At 36.4% G+C, this 17,861-nt stretch carries 12 protein-coding genes; 10 read left to right on the top strand and 2 right to left on the bottom strand.

Going from position 1 to position 17,861, the window contains the following annotated elements; genetic code table 11:
- The first annotated feature begins 232 nt into the window (after positions 1–232).
- Positions 233–3,475 carry an efflux RND transporter permease subunit gene (locus tag ACP6PM_RS06790; protein WP_426583044.1) on the top strand — a complete coding sequence of 1,081 codons (3,243 nt, stop codon included), beginning with the start codon at positions 233–235 and terminating at the stop codon, positions 3,473–3,475.
- 120 nt (positions 3,476–3,595) lie between these two features.
- Positions 3,596–3,787 (top strand): hypothetical protein, encoded by a 192-nt coding sequence (locus ACP6PM_RS06785; RefSeq protein ID WP_426583042.1) that lies wholly within the window; start codon positions 3,596–3,598, stop codon positions 3,785–3,787.
- 30 nt (positions 3,788–3,817) lie between these two features.
- Here the strand turns inward: ACP6PM_RS06785 and ACP6PM_RS06780 are convergent, their stop codons facing one another.
- A complete protein-coding gene (locus ACP6PM_RS06780) occupies positions 3,818–4,807 on the bottom strand; it encodes a hypothetical protein (RefSeq protein WP_426583040.1) in 990 nt (329 codons plus the stop codon).
- Between the two features lie 723 nt (positions 4,808–5,530).
- On the opposite strand from ACP6PM_RS06780, the gene ACP6PM_RS06775 reads away from it, so the two are divergent.
- From ACP6PM_RS06775 to ACP6PM_RS06740, 8 genes are all read left to right on the top strand, one after another.
- Positions 5,531–7,465 carry a S9 family peptidase gene (locus tag ACP6PM_RS06775; RefSeq protein ID WP_426583038.1) on the top strand — a complete coding sequence of 645 codons (1,935 nt, stop codon included), beginning with the start codon at positions 5,531–5,533 and terminating at the stop codon, positions 7,463–7,465.
- Between the two features lie 1,066 nt (positions 7,466–8,531).
- Positions 8,532–9,719: a glycosyltransferase gene (locus tag ACP6PM_RS06770; RefSeq protein ID WP_426583036.1), complete on the top strand. Its 1,188-nt coding sequence runs from the start codon at positions 8,532–8,534 to the stop codon at positions 9,717–9,719.
- Positions 9,720–10,329: 610 nt separating this feature from the next.
- Entirely contained in the window at positions 10,330–10,515 is a 186-nt protein-coding gene (locus tag ACP6PM_RS06765; RefSeq protein ID WP_426583034.1) for a PCP reductase family protein, read from the top strand.
- Between the two features lie 269 nt (positions 10,516–10,784).
- On the top strand, positions 10,785–11,513 hold the full coding sequence (tpiA, locus tag ACP6PM_RS06760) for a triose-phosphate isomerase (RefSeq protein ID WP_426583032.1): 729 nt from the start codon (positions 10,785–10,787) through the stop codon (positions 11,511–11,513).
- A 668-nt stretch (positions 11,514–12,181) separates the two neighbouring features.
- Positions 12,182–13,063, top strand: a complete 882-nt coding sequence (folP, locus tag ACP6PM_RS06755; RefSeq protein ID WP_426583030.1) for a dihydropteroate synthase — start codon at positions 12,182–12,184, stop codon at positions 13,061–13,063.
- Positions 13,064–13,686: 623 nt separating this feature from the next.
- The gene (locus ACP6PM_RS06750) at positions 13,687–14,712 is read left to right on the top strand and encodes an ABC transporter permease (protein ID WP_426583028.1); all 1,026 of its coding nucleotides are present in this window, start codon (positions 13,687–13,689) and stop codon (positions 14,710–14,712) included.
- 297 nt (positions 14,713–15,009) lie between these two features.
- On the top strand, positions 15,010–15,477 hold the full coding sequence (locus ACP6PM_RS06745) for a helix-turn-helix domain-containing protein (RefSeq protein ID WP_426583026.1): 468 nt from the start codon (positions 15,010–15,012) through the stop codon (positions 15,475–15,477).
- 154 nt (positions 15,478–15,631) lie between these two features.
- Positions 15,632–16,954 (top strand): tetratricopeptide repeat protein, encoded by a 1,323-nt coding sequence (locus ACP6PM_RS06740; RefSeq protein ID WP_426583024.1) that lies wholly within the window; start codon positions 15,632–15,634, stop codon positions 16,952–16,954.
- Between the two features lie 246 nt (positions 16,955–17,200).
- Here the strand turns inward: ACP6PM_RS06740 and ACP6PM_RS06735 are convergent, their stop codons facing one another.
- Positions 17,201–17,788, bottom strand: coding sequence for a hypothetical protein (locus ACP6PM_RS06735; protein ID WP_426583022.1), 588 nt, complete (start codon positions 17,786–17,788; stop codon positions 17,201–17,203).
- Positions 17,789–17,861 lie beyond the last annotated feature (73 nt).

The following is a 17,861-nucleotide window of genomic DNA, read 5'->3' as shown; positions in this document are numbered from 1 at the left end:
AGGAAAAAAGAAGGTATTAGGAGGAAAAAGTTTACCAAAACATTCTTTTTCTTAGTACCAAGAGGGTTAAAGCTTTGAAATTTTCTCAATCAATAAGCAAATAAACTAGGTATTTGCAGTTAAGATGTAATCAGATTTACCCACTTAGTCACATTCAAAATATTACTTTTTACTTTTGAGTTTTGACCTTCTTGAATTTTTAATTCTAAATTCTAAATTCTAAATTCTGCCAATGTTTACCAATTTTTTCATCAAAAGACCAGTATTTGCCTCAGTGTGTTCCCTACTAATTATCCTAGTAGGATTAGTGGGTTATGTTAGCTTACCAGTACAAGAATTTCCTAGTATCGACCCCCCAGTGGTCAGCGTGCGAACTAACTACCCAGGAGCTAACCCAGAAGTAGTGGAAACAGAAGTAACAGAAATTCTGGAAGCAGAAATTAATGGCGTTGAAGGTGTCAAAACTCTCACCTCTACTACAAGGGAAGGTTCGAGTTCCATAAATGTTGAATTTGAACTGAGTCGGGATATAGAAGCAGCAGCTCAAGATGTTCGTAGTCGTGTCTCCCGCGCCATGAGAAGACTGCCGGATGAAGTTGATGCGCCAGTAGTTTCTAAACGAAGTAGCGATGAAGAAAGAATTATTTGGCTAGCTTTAACTGGGGAAAAATATTCACCGTTGGAGTTAAGTAACTATGCAGATAAATTTATCAAAAATGTCTTAGAAACTGTTGATGGGGTGGGTAGTATTTTAATTGGTGGGGAACGTCGCTACGCCATGCGACTATGGTTAAATCCTAAAAAAATGGCTGCTCGAAATATTACTGCTTTAGATGTGGAAGCAGCTCTCAGACGACAAAATGTAGAAATTCCCAGTGGCAGAATAGAAGGAAAATCTACAGAATATCCGATTCGTACTATTGGTCGTCTACAAAACCCCGAAGCTTATGAAAACTTGATTATCAGACGAAATGATGATTCTTCTCTGACAAGATTAAGAGATATTGGTAGAGCAGAAATTGGAGCAGAGAGCGATCGGACAATTGCCCGCTACAATGGAAAACCAGCAATAGGTCTGGGAATTAGTAAACTTTCCGGGGCAAATATTATAGAAGTTGCCACGGGTGTCAAAACTAAGATGGAAGAATTATCTAAAGATTTTCCAGATGGAATGAAATATTACGTCAGCGTTGACTACTCAACATTTGTAGAAGCTGCCATCAAAGAAGTCTGGAAAAGTTTACTATTAGCAATTTGTTTAGTTGTCTTAGTTATCTATGTATTTCTCAGAGATTGGCGAGCAACTCTCATTCCCACTATTACTATCCCTGTTTCCCTAATTGGAGCTTTTGGGGTAATGTTTTTTATGGGATTTTCCATCAACACTCTCACCCTATTTGCTCTCACCCTCTCAACAGGTTTGGTAGTAGATGACGCTATTGTGGTCTTAGAAAATATTGTTCGATATATCCAAGAGGAAGGGAAAACTCCCATGCAAGCAGCAATATTAGGAGTGAGGGAAGTCGTATTTGCTGTAATTGCCACAACTATTGTCTTAATTGCAGTATTTCTACCTGTGGGATTTTCTGGTGGTAGTTCCGGACAAATATTTAATGAATTTGCCCTAACTCTTGCAGTGTCAGTAGTATTTTCCACCTTCGTTGCTTTAACTCTTGCACCATCATTGTCAGGGAGAATTCTCAAAAAACACGAATCAGGAAAACAAGGAAATTTTCTCTCCCGTCTACTTGCCATTCCTCTAGATTTATTTGATTATGCTCTAAGTCGCATTTCAGTAATATACGATCGCTCATTACGTCTGTTGATGGGAGTAAAACCATTAGTAATTTTAGGATTTGTCTTATCTTTTTGGGTAATAATTTGGTTATTCCAACAGTTGCCTCAAGGGTTTTTGCCTACAGAAGACCGGGGACGGGTATTTGTTTCTGTAACTGCACCAGAAGGGGTAAGCGTTGAATATACTAACAATGTCATGGGTCAGGTAGAAGATAAACTTGCTCAAGTGCCAGAAATGAGAGGTTATTTCAGTATTACCGGGTTTGGTCGTTCAGCTCAAGCTAACCGAGCTTTTGCTTTCACTAATCTTAAACCCTGGTCAGAACGCACAAAACCAGAGCAAGCACAACAAGAAGTTGTCAAACGGTTGTTTGGAGCATTTGCACCAATTACAGATGCACGAGTATTTCCAATTAATCCTGGTTCGTTACCTGGTAGTGGTCGCAGTCGCCCCATACAGTTTGTCTTGCAGGGAAATGATTTTGAAGAATTAGCACGAGTATCTCAAGAATTTAGTAATGAGGCGCAACAGTTACCCCAACTAAATAATGTTGACACAGACTTGACAATTAATAAACCTGAGATAACAGTAGAAATTAATCGTTCCCAAGCTGCTAATTTAGGAATATCGGTAGAGGATATTGCTCAGACATTACAAATTATGATGGGTGGGGAAGATATTACGAATTTTACTCAAGGAAATCAACGCTATGATGTAATTGTGCGAGCTGAGGATGAGTTTCGCAATAATCTCCAAGATATTGAGGATCTATATGTGCGAACTCAGCAAGGGGAGATGATACCTTTGAGTAATGTGGTGACTGTGAAGACAAGCACAACTCCTCCTGAAATTAACCATTTTAACCGCTTTCGTTCGGCAACTATTACAGGAAGTCCGGCACCAGGAGTTAGTTTGGGTGAGGCGTTGCAAGCGTTATATGATTTGGCGGATAGGATTTTACCTGCTGATATGCGGGTAGATTTAAAGGGTCAGTCATCCCAGTTTCGAGATGCAGGTAAAGCAACGGTATATATTTTTGGGTTGGCATTGATTTTTATTTTTTTGACGTTAGCAGCTCAGTTTGAGAGTTATATCGACCCGGTGGTGATTTTATTGGCAGTGCCTTTATCTTTGTTGGGTGCTTTTGGGGCGTTGTGGTTAGCACAGTTAGAGATTAATGTTTATAGTCGTATTGGGTTGATTATGTTAATTGGTTTGGCGACTAAGAATTCTATTTTGATTGTGGAATTTGCTAACCAGTTATTGGCAGAGGGAATGTCTATTACTAAGGCAGCAGTTGAGGCATCACGGTTACGTTTTCGTCCGATTTTGATGACTGCGTTTTCCACAATTTTCGGAGTAATGCCATTAGCTTTTGCTTCTGGTGCGGGTGCTGCTAGTCGGGTTTCCATCGGAATGTCAGTTATGGGTGGTATGTTGGTGTCTACGATTTTGAGTTTGTATGTAGTGCCAGTGTTTTATGTAATGGCAAAGGGTCTACAGTTGAGTTTATTTGGTAAGTCGTCTGCTGAAGATTTGGTAGGGGGTTATGAGATAGATGTAGCTTTTGAGGAAAATGGGAATGGTAATGGTCATGTTAATGGTAATGGTAACGGGAAAACTGGTTATAGTAACAGCAAGGATGAGGATGTTGTAGAAAAAGTTAGACGAGGATAGTTTTTTGTAGAGGCGATCGCTTTTTTAATAGTTTGCGAAGCATCTAAAAATTTTGGCATTGCTGAAATAAGATATGAAGTTCGTATCGGAGTAAGATTGATAGTAAGGAAAAAAGCTATTTTGACTACTGACTACTGTAGGAACGATTCGCAAATCGCCCCTACTAAAAATCATACAATCATTCAGCAACGCCAAAAATTTTTCCTGTGTGTGAGCAATTTTCCTGCTCCTGTGCGTGAGCGAGACGCTCACACTGTCATCAATACTTCATCCCAACCATTTGCCAACAATAGCGATCGCCTTTATCAATAAAACTTTGTAGGGAAGTTCCATAGAATTTCCCTACTTTAGTCTACCTAAATGAAAACCGTTGTAGATTGATTTTGATTCTTCTGTTGAAACAATTGGAGGTTTAAACCATTGATAACAAATTAACTGAATATCTTCCGCTTTTATCATCTCCAATGGGTTTGATTTTTTCTCCTCTTCAAGTTGATAATAAAGTTCTGCATCAACAAAAAGTTCATCTAAGTCAGACGCTAAACTATTAATATAATTACTATCAACATAATGCTGCCATTTTTGCTTAATTTCTCTTTCAATACTCCGAAGATTTTCTGTAGCAATTACTTCCAACACTCGTTCGATAATTTCTCGATATTCTAACTCTAATAAATCATTACTTTGCTCTTCCAAAAAAAAGTAAATTTTCTGCAATAATTTATTTAACTTAGGTCTCAATTTACTGCTACTTTGTTGCCGTTTAAAATCTTTAAGTAAATTCTCTACTGCTCTTTCTAAAACATCAAAAATAGCATCATCAAGTGGAATGTCGTCAACAAGTTCAATTAAATCCTCAACCGATTCTTCTCCTAATTCAGCTAAAATTTTCAACACTTGTTGTCGTTGAGGTTGGGAATTATCAAATCCCATTGATAGATATACCTCCCTTACAAATTCAGGATTTTGTAACTGCTGTTCCAAATTATCTAAAGCATCTTGCCAGCGACTAGGTTCAGAGTTCGCTAGTTGATAGAACTTTTGCAGCAGAAACGACCAATTTCCAGTGACATTAGTAATCTTTTCCCTGACTTCTTTGTTACTGGGAAAACTACAATCTTCTAACCATTGCCACAATGCAACATCATGCCAAGGTTTGAGACTGACAGTCATATCCTTCACAGCTTGAAAACTTTTAGTTGGTAACTCTAATTCTTCTATACTAAGTGGTTCTACTGTTGTGTTGTAGCCAAGTTTCTCAAAAATATTTGCTATTCCCTTTAGATTATTAGCAATTTGCAAGTCTTCTAGCGTTAGGTCGTGCTTCTGCATCCAGACACCCTTATTTAACCCATAAACCTGATTATTATTGATTAGAACTCTACCCAAATATACTGTCAATTTAGGAATAATTTGCTAGTATTTTTACTGAAAAATAATCTGAGGAATCTGTTGAACTAACTATCAGCTTTTAGCATTCAGCTATTAGCTTTTGGAGCTAAGATGAAAATCCCCATCTTGACGCTAAAAAAAAATTCATTTTTATCCCTTTCTGGGAGGGGAACTAGAGGAGTGGGTGCTAAATGCTGACTGCTTCTTTAAACTCAAGAAAGATTTGATAATTAACTCAATTTATTTAAGTAGAAAAAACTTTTTATTCTGAGAATACCTATCGCTTTCACTTCATCTACAAAATAAACGAAAGAAAAAGGAGGGATAGAACGACCTTCCCCTTTGCGATCGCCTTTTTTCCCAACTTATTCAGCATAAAAAAAAGTGGACACTTGCCCATACTCACTTTTCCTAGAGCAATAAAAACACATCATTAGTAACTAAATAGCTTTTGAAATTTTTACCTAATTGAATCTTAAAAGCTTAAGACATTTCCCCATTTTCCTAAAAATTTGTTATAACAGTTACTTTGTTGTTAATTATCCATTGCTCCAGTTGCTCAATAATCTAGTAATTCTTTAAATGAAACGGAATATATAGAATTTGACAACCAACAATGACACAATTAAATACTAAATCCTGCACTATATATTCATCCTAACTATGACACAAATAGCACCTTTAGGTTCTTGGAAATCCCCTATAACTACCGATTTAATTGTGGCCGGAACAATTGGACTTAGTAGTATCACCATTGATGGTAATGATGTCTACTGGATTGAAGGACGACCTTCAGAGGGTGGACGAAATGTAATTGTGCGTCACAGTCCAGATGGACAGACAACTGACATTACTCCTCCACCTTTTAACGTACGCACCCGCGTCCATGAATACGGTGGTGGAGCTTTTTTGGTGGCAGATGGTACGATTTATTTTTCTAACTTTGCCGATCAACGTCTCTATCGTCAAACACCAGGTACAGAACCCCAACCTTTAACTCCGGAAGCAAATCTACGTTATGCTGACGGTGTGATAGATAAACAGCGCGATCGCTTAATTTGTATTCAGGAAGATCATACAAAGGGTGGGGAACCTACGAATAGGATAGTTAGCATTAACCTGAAAAATGGAGAAGATATCCAGATATTAGCAGAGGGTTATGATTTTTATGCCTCACCTCGTCTGAGTAACGATGGTTCGCAACTTTGCTGGATTTGTTGGAACCACCCAAATATGCCTTGGGATGGTACGGAGTTATGGGTCGCTCAGGTGAATACAGATGGTTCATTAGATGAAGGTAAGTTCGTTGCTGGAGGGAAAGAAGAATCAATTTTTCAACCCCAGTGGTCGCCAGATGGAATGTTATGTTTTGTGAGCGATCGCTCTAAATGGTGGAATCTCTATCAAGTGCCAGGAGTTACTGAGACTGCAAATGTAGCTCCATTGTATCCTTTAGATGCCGAGTTTGGAATGCCACAATGGGTTTTTGGAATGTCTACTTATACCTTCACAGCACCCAACAAAATTCTCTGCACTTTTGCTCAGAATGGAATTGGGCATTTGGCGACTCTTAATACTACTAAAAAACATCTACAGGAAATAGAAATACCCTATACTTCTATTGGTTGTTTAACAGCACAAGGAAGTCGAGTTTGTTTTCTGGGAAGTTCCCCCACAGAACCTAGTGCAGTTGTACAACTAAATCTATCTACAGGTGCCATTGATATTTTAAAACGTTCTACGGATTTAAAAATTGATTCTGGTTATTTATCTATTCCTCAAGCAATAGAATTTCCTACAGAAAATGGTAAGACTGCTTATGGTTTATTTTACCCACCAACTAATAAAGATTACACTCCACCTGTAGGAGAAAAACCACCTCTTTTAGTCAAAAGTCATGGCGGTCCAACAGCAGCAACTTCTAGTAGTTTAAGCTTAAAAATTCAATATTGGACAAGTCGTGGTTTTGCCTTACTTGATGTTAATTATGGAGGTAGTACTGGCTATGGAAGAGAGTATCAGCAAAGACTAAAAAATAATTGGGGTATTGTTGATGTTGATGATTGTGTAAATGGCGCTCAATATTTAGCTAAACAGGGATTAGTAGATAGTAATCGTATGGCTATTTCTGGTGGTAGTGCCGGAGGTTATACTACTTTATGTGCCTTAACTTTTAAGGATGTATTTAAAGCAGGAGCCAGTTATTATGGAGTTAGTGACCTAGAAGCTTTAGCAACAGATACTCATAAATTTGAATCCCGTTATTTAGATGGATTAATCGGACCTTATCCTGAAAAAAAAGAGATTTATCAACAGCGATCGCCGATTAATTTTACTGAGGGTTTGTCTTGCCCTGTAATTTTTTTCCAAGGGTTAGAAGATAAAATTGTACCGCCAAATCAAGCTGAGAAAATGCTAGAAGCTTTGCAGCAAAAAGGATTACCAGTAGCTTATGTTGCTTTTCCAGAAGAACAACATGGTTTTCGCCGTTCAGAGAATATTAAACGTGCTTTGGATGGAGAATTTTATTTTTATTCCCGTGTATTTGGATTTACACCTGCTGAGAATTTAGAAGTGGTAGAAATTATTAATCTTTAGGTTTTGTAGGCTTGTCGAAAAGTGAAAAATATTTTTACCTTGATTAGTCAATGAATTTTACAGCAGTTTTGGAGTTAATGAGGTACAAAGTTCTCAAACTTTAGAATAGGTAATAGGGAATAGGGAAGAGAAATTAGTATTAAACTGTACCTCACTATCCTAAAAATTGCTGTAAGTAGTTAGACATAATTATTGGTATATTTACTATTGAGTTATGTTGAAATTTTTTAGTAGTTATTTCCCTACTCCTTGCCGACTAAAAATGCACTGGTTATTTTGCCCAGATGCTTAGTTGCTCTAAAGCTTTTAGCAGAGGGAAAAAATATAGTTTATTCCTTCTGTTATAAGCAAAGTTTCTCTCTGCGTTTATTTGGTAATAGGAATACTAATTATACCAGGCGTGATAAATGTTTACTACGAATATAGCAATCCGCGCATTGGTTGTGACAATTTTTGTAATAGTTAATTTGAACTGAAAACCTTGAAAATTATGAATCCTGATTCCTGGGTTATGATATCAAATCCGGTAGCATCGGTATTGTAAGGTAAGGAAGAAGGAAGAAGGAAGAAGGCTTTAATTATCTAGAACAGAAGGCTTAAAAGCTGGAAAAAACTTAAATTTCCTGTAGATATTCATCCTAACTTTTACACAGGACCATACCAGCGGACATGATATGACTCCTGTAGGGGCGTTTCATGTCGCGGAGCGAAACGGCCGGAAAGCCCCTACCACCAAAATATTACAACTTAAATAGGATTGCTATAGTTAGGTTGTTGCTATAAATAATTAGGGGTAATTCATTTTTGCCAAACATTCCGTAGGAAATTACCCTTACAGGAGTCAGGAGGAATAAGCTGTAAAAATTTCTGAGAGTTAGGCTAATTTTTAGTCCAAGAAATATCTTGACTTTTTAAGATAGTGAAGTACAGTTTAATCTTAATCTTAATCTTAATCTTAATCTTAATCTATGCTTGCTTTTCCCTGCTGTCTATTCTGCTAAAACTTTATAGCTCATCAAGTATAAAACTTTTGTAATTGATTTATTAAAAAATTTAAGGTTTATTTATGGAGCAAAAAATTGTATTAATAACGGTAATTTCTAACTTCATAATATGGATATATTTGTTAATTTTTCGAGGAAAATTTTGGCTAGCAGACCAACGACTATTGCCAACATCAGAAACAGAAATTGAAAATATCGAATATTGGCCGTCAGTTTCTGTGATAATTCCTGCTAGAAATGAAGCAAAATTATTACGAAAAACGCTAAATTCCTTATTAAATCAACATTATCCAGGGAATTTAAAAATAATCTTAGTAGACGACCATAGCAGAGATAACACAAGTATTGTCGCAAGATGCACTGCTCAACAAGGTAATAATTGTACAAAACTAGAAGTTATTTCAGGAGCAGATTTACCGAATGGTTGGACAGGAAAATTATGGGCAATTAATCAAGGAATTAACTATGCAAAACAACAAACTCCAGACCCAGATTATTTTCTCTTAAATGATGCAGATATTGAACATTTCTCTACTAATATTCGTCAACTTGTTGTCAAAGCAGAACAAGAAAATTTAGCCTTAGCTTCTTTAATGGTGAAACTACAATGCGAAACTTTAGCAGAGGAATTAATGATTCCCGCATTTGTGTTTTTCTTTCAAAAATTATATCCGTTTAGATGGGTAAATAATCCCCAAAAATCAACGGCTGCTGCTGCTGGTGGTTGTATATTAATTCGTAAGCAAGTTTTAGATGAAGTTGGCGGAATAGAGGTTATTAAAAATGCTTTGATAGATGATTGTGCTTTGGCTAAAGCAGTTAAACAAAAATCAACAAATAAAAAGATTTGGTTAGGGCTAACTTCAGAGACTAAAAGTCTACGTTCTTATCCTGATTTAGTTAGTATTTGGAATATGGTAGCTCGTACTGCTTTTACTCAGTTAAATTATTCTCCATTCTTGTTAGTAGTAACAGTAATAGGAATGAAATTAGTTTATTTAGTTCCCTCATTAGGAATAATTTTGGGAGTGATTTTTGGTTGGTGGCAAGTAGTAGCGATCGCTTTATTAGCCAGATTATTAATGTTTTTAGCTTACTTACCTATTGTTAGATTTTATCAACTTTCACCAATATATGCGATGGGTTTACCAACTATTGCTTTGATTTATATATTAATCACAATAGATTCAGCTTGGCGACACTGGCGAGGGCGAGGTGGTTATTGGAAAGGGCGCGTTTATCCAAGTTGATTCTGAAGCAGGCAGAAGCAAAGTTTTAACTCACATTCCCCACTAAAAAATGTAGGATTAAAAACTATATATAGCACTACGTCTTTTGGCGTTTGACAATAAATTTGGGTTGTAAGGGAATAGGGAATACGGAATAGAGGAATGTCCTAAAGTATTTGCGTAGCGCTATAACTATACAATCTAATCCCCTAAAAAAATCATCAGCAAAAAATTATTCACAAAAGTATTTTTGATGAATAATTTGTTAATTTAGTCATCAGCTAAATTAAATAATAAGATGAAGTATTTCCTTTTTGAAAGTTCTTTGTTATGGCTGCCCTAGATTTTTAGCACTTTTCACATAGATAGACTACAGTTAGTACGGCCAACCCAATAAAATTTTCCTGCTCCCTACTCCCTAACCCAAAAGAGTTTTGTCGTCTACTTAAATTAAAAGCGCTGTAAGAGATAAACTACAAAGATATCTTTGGGTGTAATGTTAAAAAATTGACTTAGGTTGTCGAAAGGTAAACTCTCTCAACCATTATAATCTGTCATTTAACGAGATAGTATAAATATAAGCGAGAATTGAATTCTTGCCTGTATATAAATCTTTGCTAAAAAATTTAATATGAATAACTCTAATTCCACAAACGAATTACAATGGACGGCTGAAGCTAAGACTAAATTGAAAAACATTCCCTATTTTGTTCGGACTCAGGCACGACAGCGAATCGAAGAATTGGCCAGAGAAACAGAGCCACAAATAGTAACAGTAGAAATAGTTGAGCAAGCTCGCTTAGAATTTGGCCAGTAGAGCAAACATTATCTCAACTAACAAACTCAAACAAAATGGTGACAAGTATAGCAATTATATCATGTCCAGATAATCAGCGATCAAAAACCTTCTTCCTTTGAACCAATATTCCCTTCTAACTTCTGCCCTCTGCCTTCCTTGAACCTTTCTTTCCCTTCTGCCTTCTGCCTTCTGCCTTCTGCCTTCCTTTTGCAGTCTAGAAAAAGGTCCCATAAAGCTTTAGACTGGAGTTTTGCAGATAGTAGAATTTGAGGTGTATAAAATCAACAGTGAGAAAAATTATAATTGCTGGGAACTGGAAAATGTACAAAACCCAAGTAGAAGCTAAAGAGTTTCTCAAGGGTTTAATGTCTCAACTAACAAAAACCCCCGAAGAACGTGAAGTAGTTCTCTGCACTCCCTTCACTGCACTAGATTTTATGTCAAAAAGTTTGTATTGGAGTCGGATTAAGTTGGGTGCGCAAAATGTTCACTGGGAAGACGAGGGAGCATACACAGGAGAAATTTCTGGCTCAATGCTGAAGGAAGTTGGAGTTAGTTATGTAATTGTGGGTCACAGTGAGCGCCGTCAATATTTTGGCGAAACTGATGAAACAGTGAATGTGCGCTTACTAGCTGCTCAGAAGCATGGTATAACTCCTATTCTCTGTGTGGGAGAAACTAAGCAACAAAGAGATTCGGGTGAGACAGAATCACATATATTTTCTCAGTTGGCCAAGGATTTAAATGATGTGGATCAAGGAAATCTAGTAATTGCTTATGAGCCAATATGGGCCATTGGTACTGGTGACACTTGTGAAGCTACAGAAGCTAACCGAGTTATTGGTTTAATTCGTGGTAAGTTGACTAATCCTAATGTCACTATTCAATATGGTGGTTCTGTTAAACCTACTAATGTTGATGAAATTATGGCACAACCAGAAATTGATGGTGCTTTAGTTGGGGGTGCAAGTTTGAAACCCGATAGTTTTGCTCGTCTGATTAACTATCAAAATTAGGGAATAGGGAATAGGGAATAGGGAATAGGGAATTAGGGAATTAGGGAATAGGGGATAGGCGAAGAGAAAATTATTTGTTACTTATTTTTCATCATAACTTTAACAGCTATCTCTATTATTTTCCCTTTTTTTTCAATATTTATTTCTTCTATCCTAGATAACTAAAGCCTTCTTCCTTATTCCCCTGGAGGTAGGGACGTTGCATGCGACATCTCTACCTTATTTCAATAATTAATAATTACCTCTTCTGTAATAGAAGGATTGGTTAAAAGGAATTTTTTTCGACTTGAAAGGAGAGGCTTTCAATCTTTATTTTTCGGTAATTATGGTTCGCTTGGAATAAATAAGCAAGAAAAAAATTGTACCTCACCTAACTTGATCGACCCGATTTTTTTGATAAAACTCTCTATTAAATCAGTGTTATAGTATGACTTTGATTAGTTAGGACATTGTTCAATAATTAATAATTATTAATAATGACCTCTTCTGTAATAGAAGGATTGGTTAAAAGGAATTTTTTTCGACTTAAAATGAGAGGCTTTCAACCTTTATTTCTCGGTAAACCCTACAGCTCAATCAGAGATTACTTTTAATTTTTGAATTTTGCCTTTTGCCTTTTGCCTTCCTCGTAGCGGTATACTTCTTCATCAATTATCAAAAATTATCAAATGCACAGTTTAGCTAAAAGTTTTGCTTGGGGAAAACGTACTTACATAATGGGTATTTTGAATGTCACACCAGATAGTTTTAGTGATGGTGGTGATTTTAATACACCAGAGGCAGCTTTAATTCAGGTAAAAAAAATGGTGGAGGTAGGTGCCGATATGATTGATATTGGTGGTCAATCAACTAGACCAGGATCTGAAGTTGTTTCTATAGATGAAGAACTTAATCGGGTTTTACCAATAATTAAGTTGTTAAGAAGTCAACAAAATATTTGTGCGGAAATTCCAATTTCTGTTGATACTACTAGGGCGATAGTTGCAGAAAAATCTGTTGAAGCTGGTGCTAATTTAATTAATGATATTTCTGCCGGAACTTATGATGATGAGATGTTTTCTGTGGTGGCTTCTCTGAAAGTGCCGATTATTTTAATGCACATTCGGGGGACGCCAAAAACTATGCAAAATTTGACAGACTATCAAGATTTAATTGGGGAAATTTATCAGTTTTTACAGAGTAGAATTGAGGAGGCTGTTAGAGCAGGAATTGAAAGAGAGAAAATTATTATTGACCCTGGTATTGGTTTTGCTAAAAATTACGAACAAAATTTAGAAATTATCCGCAATTTGTCAAAGTTTCAAAGTTTAAATTGTCCGATTTTAGTAGGATTATCTCGTAAAAGTTTTATTGGTAAAATTTTAAATCAACCTGATGCTAAACAAAGGGTTTGGGGAACTGCTGCAAGTTGTGTGGCGGCGATCACTCAATCTGTAGATATTTTACGGGTTCACGATGTTAAAGAAATGTCTGAAGTTTGTCGAGTTGCTGATGTTATTTTTAGGAATAAATTAGGAGCCAGGAGTCAGGAGTCAGGAGTCAGGAGTTAATACTATTTCTCAAAAACTTTATCTACATTTGATTGAGCAGGGGAGTAGGGGAGTAAGGGAGTGGAGAAGTGGGGGAGAAGTAAAAATATGACTAATTAACACGCTCCTAGCTAATAATTATCAAAAAGATGATTCGGCAAGTGTTAATTACTTGATAATTAAATCTCTACCTAAGTAGAACATTACTTTTAGTAATTTGTATAAGAATTAAGAGTCAGAATTAAGAAATTATATGATTCAAGTTTAACTAGAGATGATACAATTTAGGGTCTAACAAAACAGTGGTGAAAGCTCCGTGTTTTTCAACCAGGAATAAAAGCAATTACTTTTAATTTTTGACTCTTGACTTTTAACTTTGCTAAAAGCTCCATGTTTTTTAACCAAGAACAGGAATAAAAGATAATTACTTTTGACTTTTGACTTTTAACTTTGCTAAAAGCTCCATATTTTTCAACCAGGAACAGGAATAAAAGATAATTACTTTTAACTTTTGACTCAAAAATTAAGATATTAAGCCTCCTCTTTTAAGGGGATGAAAAAATTCTACTTCAGTATTTAAAGCTTCTGACTTCAGTCGGAGATACTGATAACTGATAACTGATAACTGATAACTGATAACTGAAATGTCTCGCTCTAAAGCTCTCTATTCTTATATATTAATTCGTTTGCTATTGGCACCACTAATGCTATGGACAATTAGCACTTTAGTTTTCTTGTTGTTACGAGCAACTCCGGGAGACCCTGTGGATGCTATCCTTGGACCGAAAGCTTCAACGGCAACTAAAGAAGCTCTCCGGTCTCAACTTGGTTTAGATGGTTCACTACTAGAACAGTATCTTAATTATCTAGGAAAATTACTTAGTTTTGACTTGGGTACATCAATGACTACTCGTGGAGAGTCTGTTTGGCAAATTATTCAAAATTATTTTCCCGCCACTGTAGAATTGGCAGTATTTAGTATGGCGATCGCTCTAATTGTTGGGATTTCTATTGGGTCTATTGCTGCTTCTCATCCTAATACTAAGTTAGATGTTGGTGGGCGTTTATTTGGAATTATTACTTATGCCGTTCCGCCTTTCTGGGCAGGGATGGTTTTACAATTAATTTTTGCAGTACAGTTAAAATGGCTTCCTTTAGGTACTCGTTTTCCCATTAGTACAAATCCACCTCTAAGCATTACAGGTTTATACACAATTGATAGTATTTTAAGTGGCAATATCGGTAATTTTTTCACATCTATATATTATTTAGCTTTGCCAAGTTTAACATTAGGAATTTTGCTCAGTGGTATTTTTGAAAGAATGGTGAGAATTAATCTGAAACAAACATTACAAGCTGATTATGTAGAAGCTGCTAGAGCGAGAGGCATTCCTGAATTAAGAATATTATTTGCTCATGCTTTTAAAAATGCAATGATTCCAGTAATTACAGTTTTAGGATTAACTTTTGCTGCTTTATTAGGAGGAGCAATATTAACAGAAGTAACTTTTTCTTGGCCTGGCTTGGCAAATAGATTGTATCAGGCAATTAGTTCGCGAGATTATCCGACAGTGCAGGGAATAGTCGTATTTTTTGCTGGTATTGTTGTGGTGGCTAGTATTTTTATTGATATTTTAAATGCTTATATCGATCCGAGAATTAGGTATTGAGAGGAGTCAGCAGTCAGGAGTTAGGAGTCAGGAGAGAAGAGGAGGAAGTTTTAAGATATAAGGAGGAACAAGTTTTGATCGCTAATTATCTAGACATGATACTACTCCCCATCCTCCCTACTCGTTAAAACTATCAATAGGGATATCAAGACCTAGCTATGTTCATACTTTTTTGGTAGAACTTTATCCTTTCTGGTGAAAGAAATTTTTTGGTATATCACTTGCATTATGTGAAGCACTATTGACAAAAAAATACCACAAATTTTACTATTGCCTTTAGCGCAATAGTAAAAAATAATGTTTATTGGAACTACGGAAGCAGCTTCTCTTTTGAATATTTCAACTCAAAGAGTGCGAGTCTTAATCAAAGAAGGTCGAATTCAAGGCGCTAGAAAAATCAATGGTCGAACTTGGGTAATTCCTTTATATAAAGGAATGCCAAGAGTGTCTCGTAGAAAGCGCGGACCTAAGCCTCGTTGGCACTCCTGTAGGCATTGTGGCAAAAATACAATTCATTTTGATCGTCCTAATATTGCCGTGAACAAAAAGGAAAAAAATACCGATCTTCATGTACTTTCTGCTAAACGAGGTACTAAGACTTTAGCAAAAGGTCACGAAATTGAGATTCATGGTCCCTGTAAAATTGTTTATCGACCCGATAAACCTCACTCTTGTGGAGCAACGGTCTGGATTGAAACTTTGGCAACGGCAACAATGTTTAATTTTAACGGCAAAGTCGAGCAAGTTGATAGTAGATGGATTTGAGAAGAATAGTAGATGTGGGAAATTAATAAGAAAAATATTGAGCAGCCTGAAAAGCGCTGTAACGTATTTCATATCATAAGTTGAAATTTCCAGACAGGATTGTATTGAATTATAATTAATGGTTAAACTTGAACCATTAAACAATCTAGTTAAAATGCCTAAAATTAAAAACTTACTTCTAACTAGCAGTTTTTTCTACCTCTACCTTTCAAATTATTGTTTAGCAAAAACTCTTGAATTTTCTGAATATACTCTTAGAAAAACAAGTATAAATATTATTTCTCAACGTCAAACAGAAACAGAGGAAAATTTAGCATCTCCAGATATATTTTCTCCTAACCCTCTAGAAAGCACTGAACCAGATCCACTATTACCAAATCCTCCTACTTCTGGAATTCTAACTGGAGAAAAACGAGAAGAACTTTCCCAGGAACTCGACCAACTTAATATTGAAGCAGCAACATTATTAGGAGCAGGAGAAACAACTAAAGCTTTTGAAACTTGGAACAGAGAACTACGTTTGCGTCGTTATCTTGGTAAAGCAGAAGAATTGGCAGCTTTGTCAAGAGTTGCTGAAATAGCATGGAATAATAGTCAAAAATTACAGGTGCAGTGGATTACAAAACGACTCGAAATTCTACAACCAGAAATTCAAGAGGAAGAACCTCCTAATTTGGAATTATTACAAGCATTAGGTTCAGTATTTAATATAGTTCGAGCAAAAGATCCAGCAGTTGAAGTTTATCAACAAGTAATTGTTGAGGCAAGAAAACAAGAGGATGTCACCACACTAAAACAAGCTTTAACCGCTATAGGAGAAATATATTTGAATTGGTTGGATTATGATAATGCAGCGATCGCCTATGAGGAATTATTAGAGGTTCAGCAGCAGAGTAATTCTGAAACATCTGAAATAGAAACAACAAATCCTCCTATAAGTGGTAATTTTGAAAAGGTAAATACTCTCCGACAATTAGCTTTTATTTATAATCAAGGTGGGAAACCTTTACAAGCAATTACAGCTAAAGAAAGATTAGTAGATTTTTACGAAGGTCAACAAAATATTATAGAAGTTCCAGAGATAAAAATATCAATTGGTGGAGATTATGAGGAACTTGGCAGACTTAATCTTGCCAGTCAATACTATCAAGAAGCTTATAGTATTGCCCAATCAATTCAACGATTTGTAACTGCTAGTGATGCTTTAGAAAATTTAGCTGCGCTCTATCTTTCTCAGGATAAAAAAGAGGCGGCAATTGAAATATATAAAGTGCAATTGTTGATGGATCAACAGTTTGTTAATGTTTATGGGATGATGGAAACTTATGACCGTATGGGGCAAGTTTATGCACAGTTAAAAGCTTTTGGTTTGGCAATGTCATCTTTTCAAAGAGGTTTAGAATTATCGAGACAGTTGGGAGGATATCGAGAAAGTTATTTTCTACAAAAGCTTGATAAATTGAATAGAAATAATTGAAATTCGCTTGTAGTTGGGCTTTAGCCCGCTAAATTGTTAGGGCTAAAGCCCAACTACAAACTAAATTTTTTTGGCAACACTCCAGCATTAGATTAAGGTAGTAGACCAACACAGCTAATTTTTGGCAGATTATTATTGGTGACTTCCTTCCGTGCCAGGTATCAGTGAAAGAAAATTTTCCTTCTCCTGTATCCTAATTCCTCCTTTCATTCTGACTCCTGACTCCTGTCTCCTGACTCCTTCTTCCTAAACTTTTTGGGCTTTTGCCTTTCTAATTTTTCTTGTTCCACCCAGCATTAAACCGCTAAGTGTGATAAAACCTAATGTGAGGCTCGGTTCGGGGGTGGGCTGAGGTGTCAAGCTCTCCGGGCTGTCTGCTTCCAAGGCATCCAGAGCAATCGTCTCTACTGCGTTGGTGCCTCTCCAATGGCGAATATAATTCCAGTTCGGAACCCTGGGACCATTCTGCTGTATCTTGCTCTGGCTGGGGGAGATGGTAACATTATAAAATCCAAATCCATAAGAACTCACCGTACCGCTCGCAGACATAGCTATAGTATTTGTGGACAAATTATAAGAAAAGGAAGTCGGAGTCACCTCAAAGATCCCGAAATTAACTAGATCGAATGTCATTCCCATTAACTCTTCGGCGCGAATTAAACCATCGGCGTTCATATCTTCGCCGCTCCAGGTAGCGGTCAAAGGTTTAGTGTCGTCGGGTAAAGTGAAGGTAGTCGTAAAATTAGCTGCGGTGGCTGGATATTGGAGAAGGGAAAAAGTAGCTCCTATAATCGTCGCTTGCAGGGATGTCAGGATATGCTTTTTTATGTTCATTTTTTTACTTTTTTATGGTTTGTGTTTGTCTTACTATAGATGATAGTAACTCCTCCCACTATAGTGTAAAGAG

Source organism: Dapis brunnea BLCC-M229, from assembly GCF_050015995.1.
GTDB lineage: Bacteria > Cyanobacteriota > Cyanobacteriia > Cyanobacteriales > Microcoleaceae > Trichodesmium.
The sequence above is the reverse complement of the archived record's forward strand: the minus strand, read 5'-3'. Positions and strand labels throughout refer to the sequence as shown.

Bases quoted from the DNA above. Each gene is read 5' to 3' on its own strand.
- ACP6PM_RS06790 (WP_426583044.1), top strand. From the start codon at position 233: ATGTTTACCAATTTTTTCATCAAAAGACCAGTATTTGCCTCAGTGTGT.
- ACP6PM_RS06780 (WP_426583040.1), bottom strand. From the start codon at position 4,807: ATGCAGAAGCACGACCTAACGCTAGAAGACTTGCAAATTGCTAATAAT.
- ACP6PM_RS06775 (WP_426583038.1), top strand. From the start codon at position 5,531: ATGACACAAATAGCACCTTTAGGTTCTTGGAAATCCCCTATAACTACC.
- ACP6PM_RS06770 (WP_426583036.1), top strand. From the start codon at position 8,532: ATGGAGCAAAAAATTGTATTAATAACGGTAATTTCTAACTTCATAATA.
- ACP6PM_RS06765 (WP_426583034.1), top strand. From the start codon at position 10,330: ATGAATAACTCTAATTCCACAAACGAATTACAATGGACGGCTGAAGCT.
- folP (WP_426583030.1), top strand. From the start codon at position 12,182: ATGCACAGTTTAGCTAAAAGTTTTGCTTGGGGAAAACGTACTTACATA.
- ACP6PM_RS06750 (WP_426583028.1), top strand. From the start codon at position 13,687: ATGTCTCGCTCTAAAGCTCTCTATTCTTATATATTAATTCGTTTGCTA.
- ACP6PM_RS06745 (WP_426583026.1), top strand. From the start codon at position 15,010: ATGTTTATTGGAACTACGGAAGCAGCTTCTCTTTTGAATATTTCAACT.
- ACP6PM_RS06740 (WP_426583024.1), top strand. From the start codon at position 15,632: ATGCCTAAAATTAAAAACTTACTTCTAACTAGCAGTTTTTTCTACCTC.
- ACP6PM_RS06735 (WP_426583022.1), bottom strand. From the start codon at position 17,788: ATGAACATAAAAAAGCATATCCTGACATCCCTGCAAGCGACGATTATA.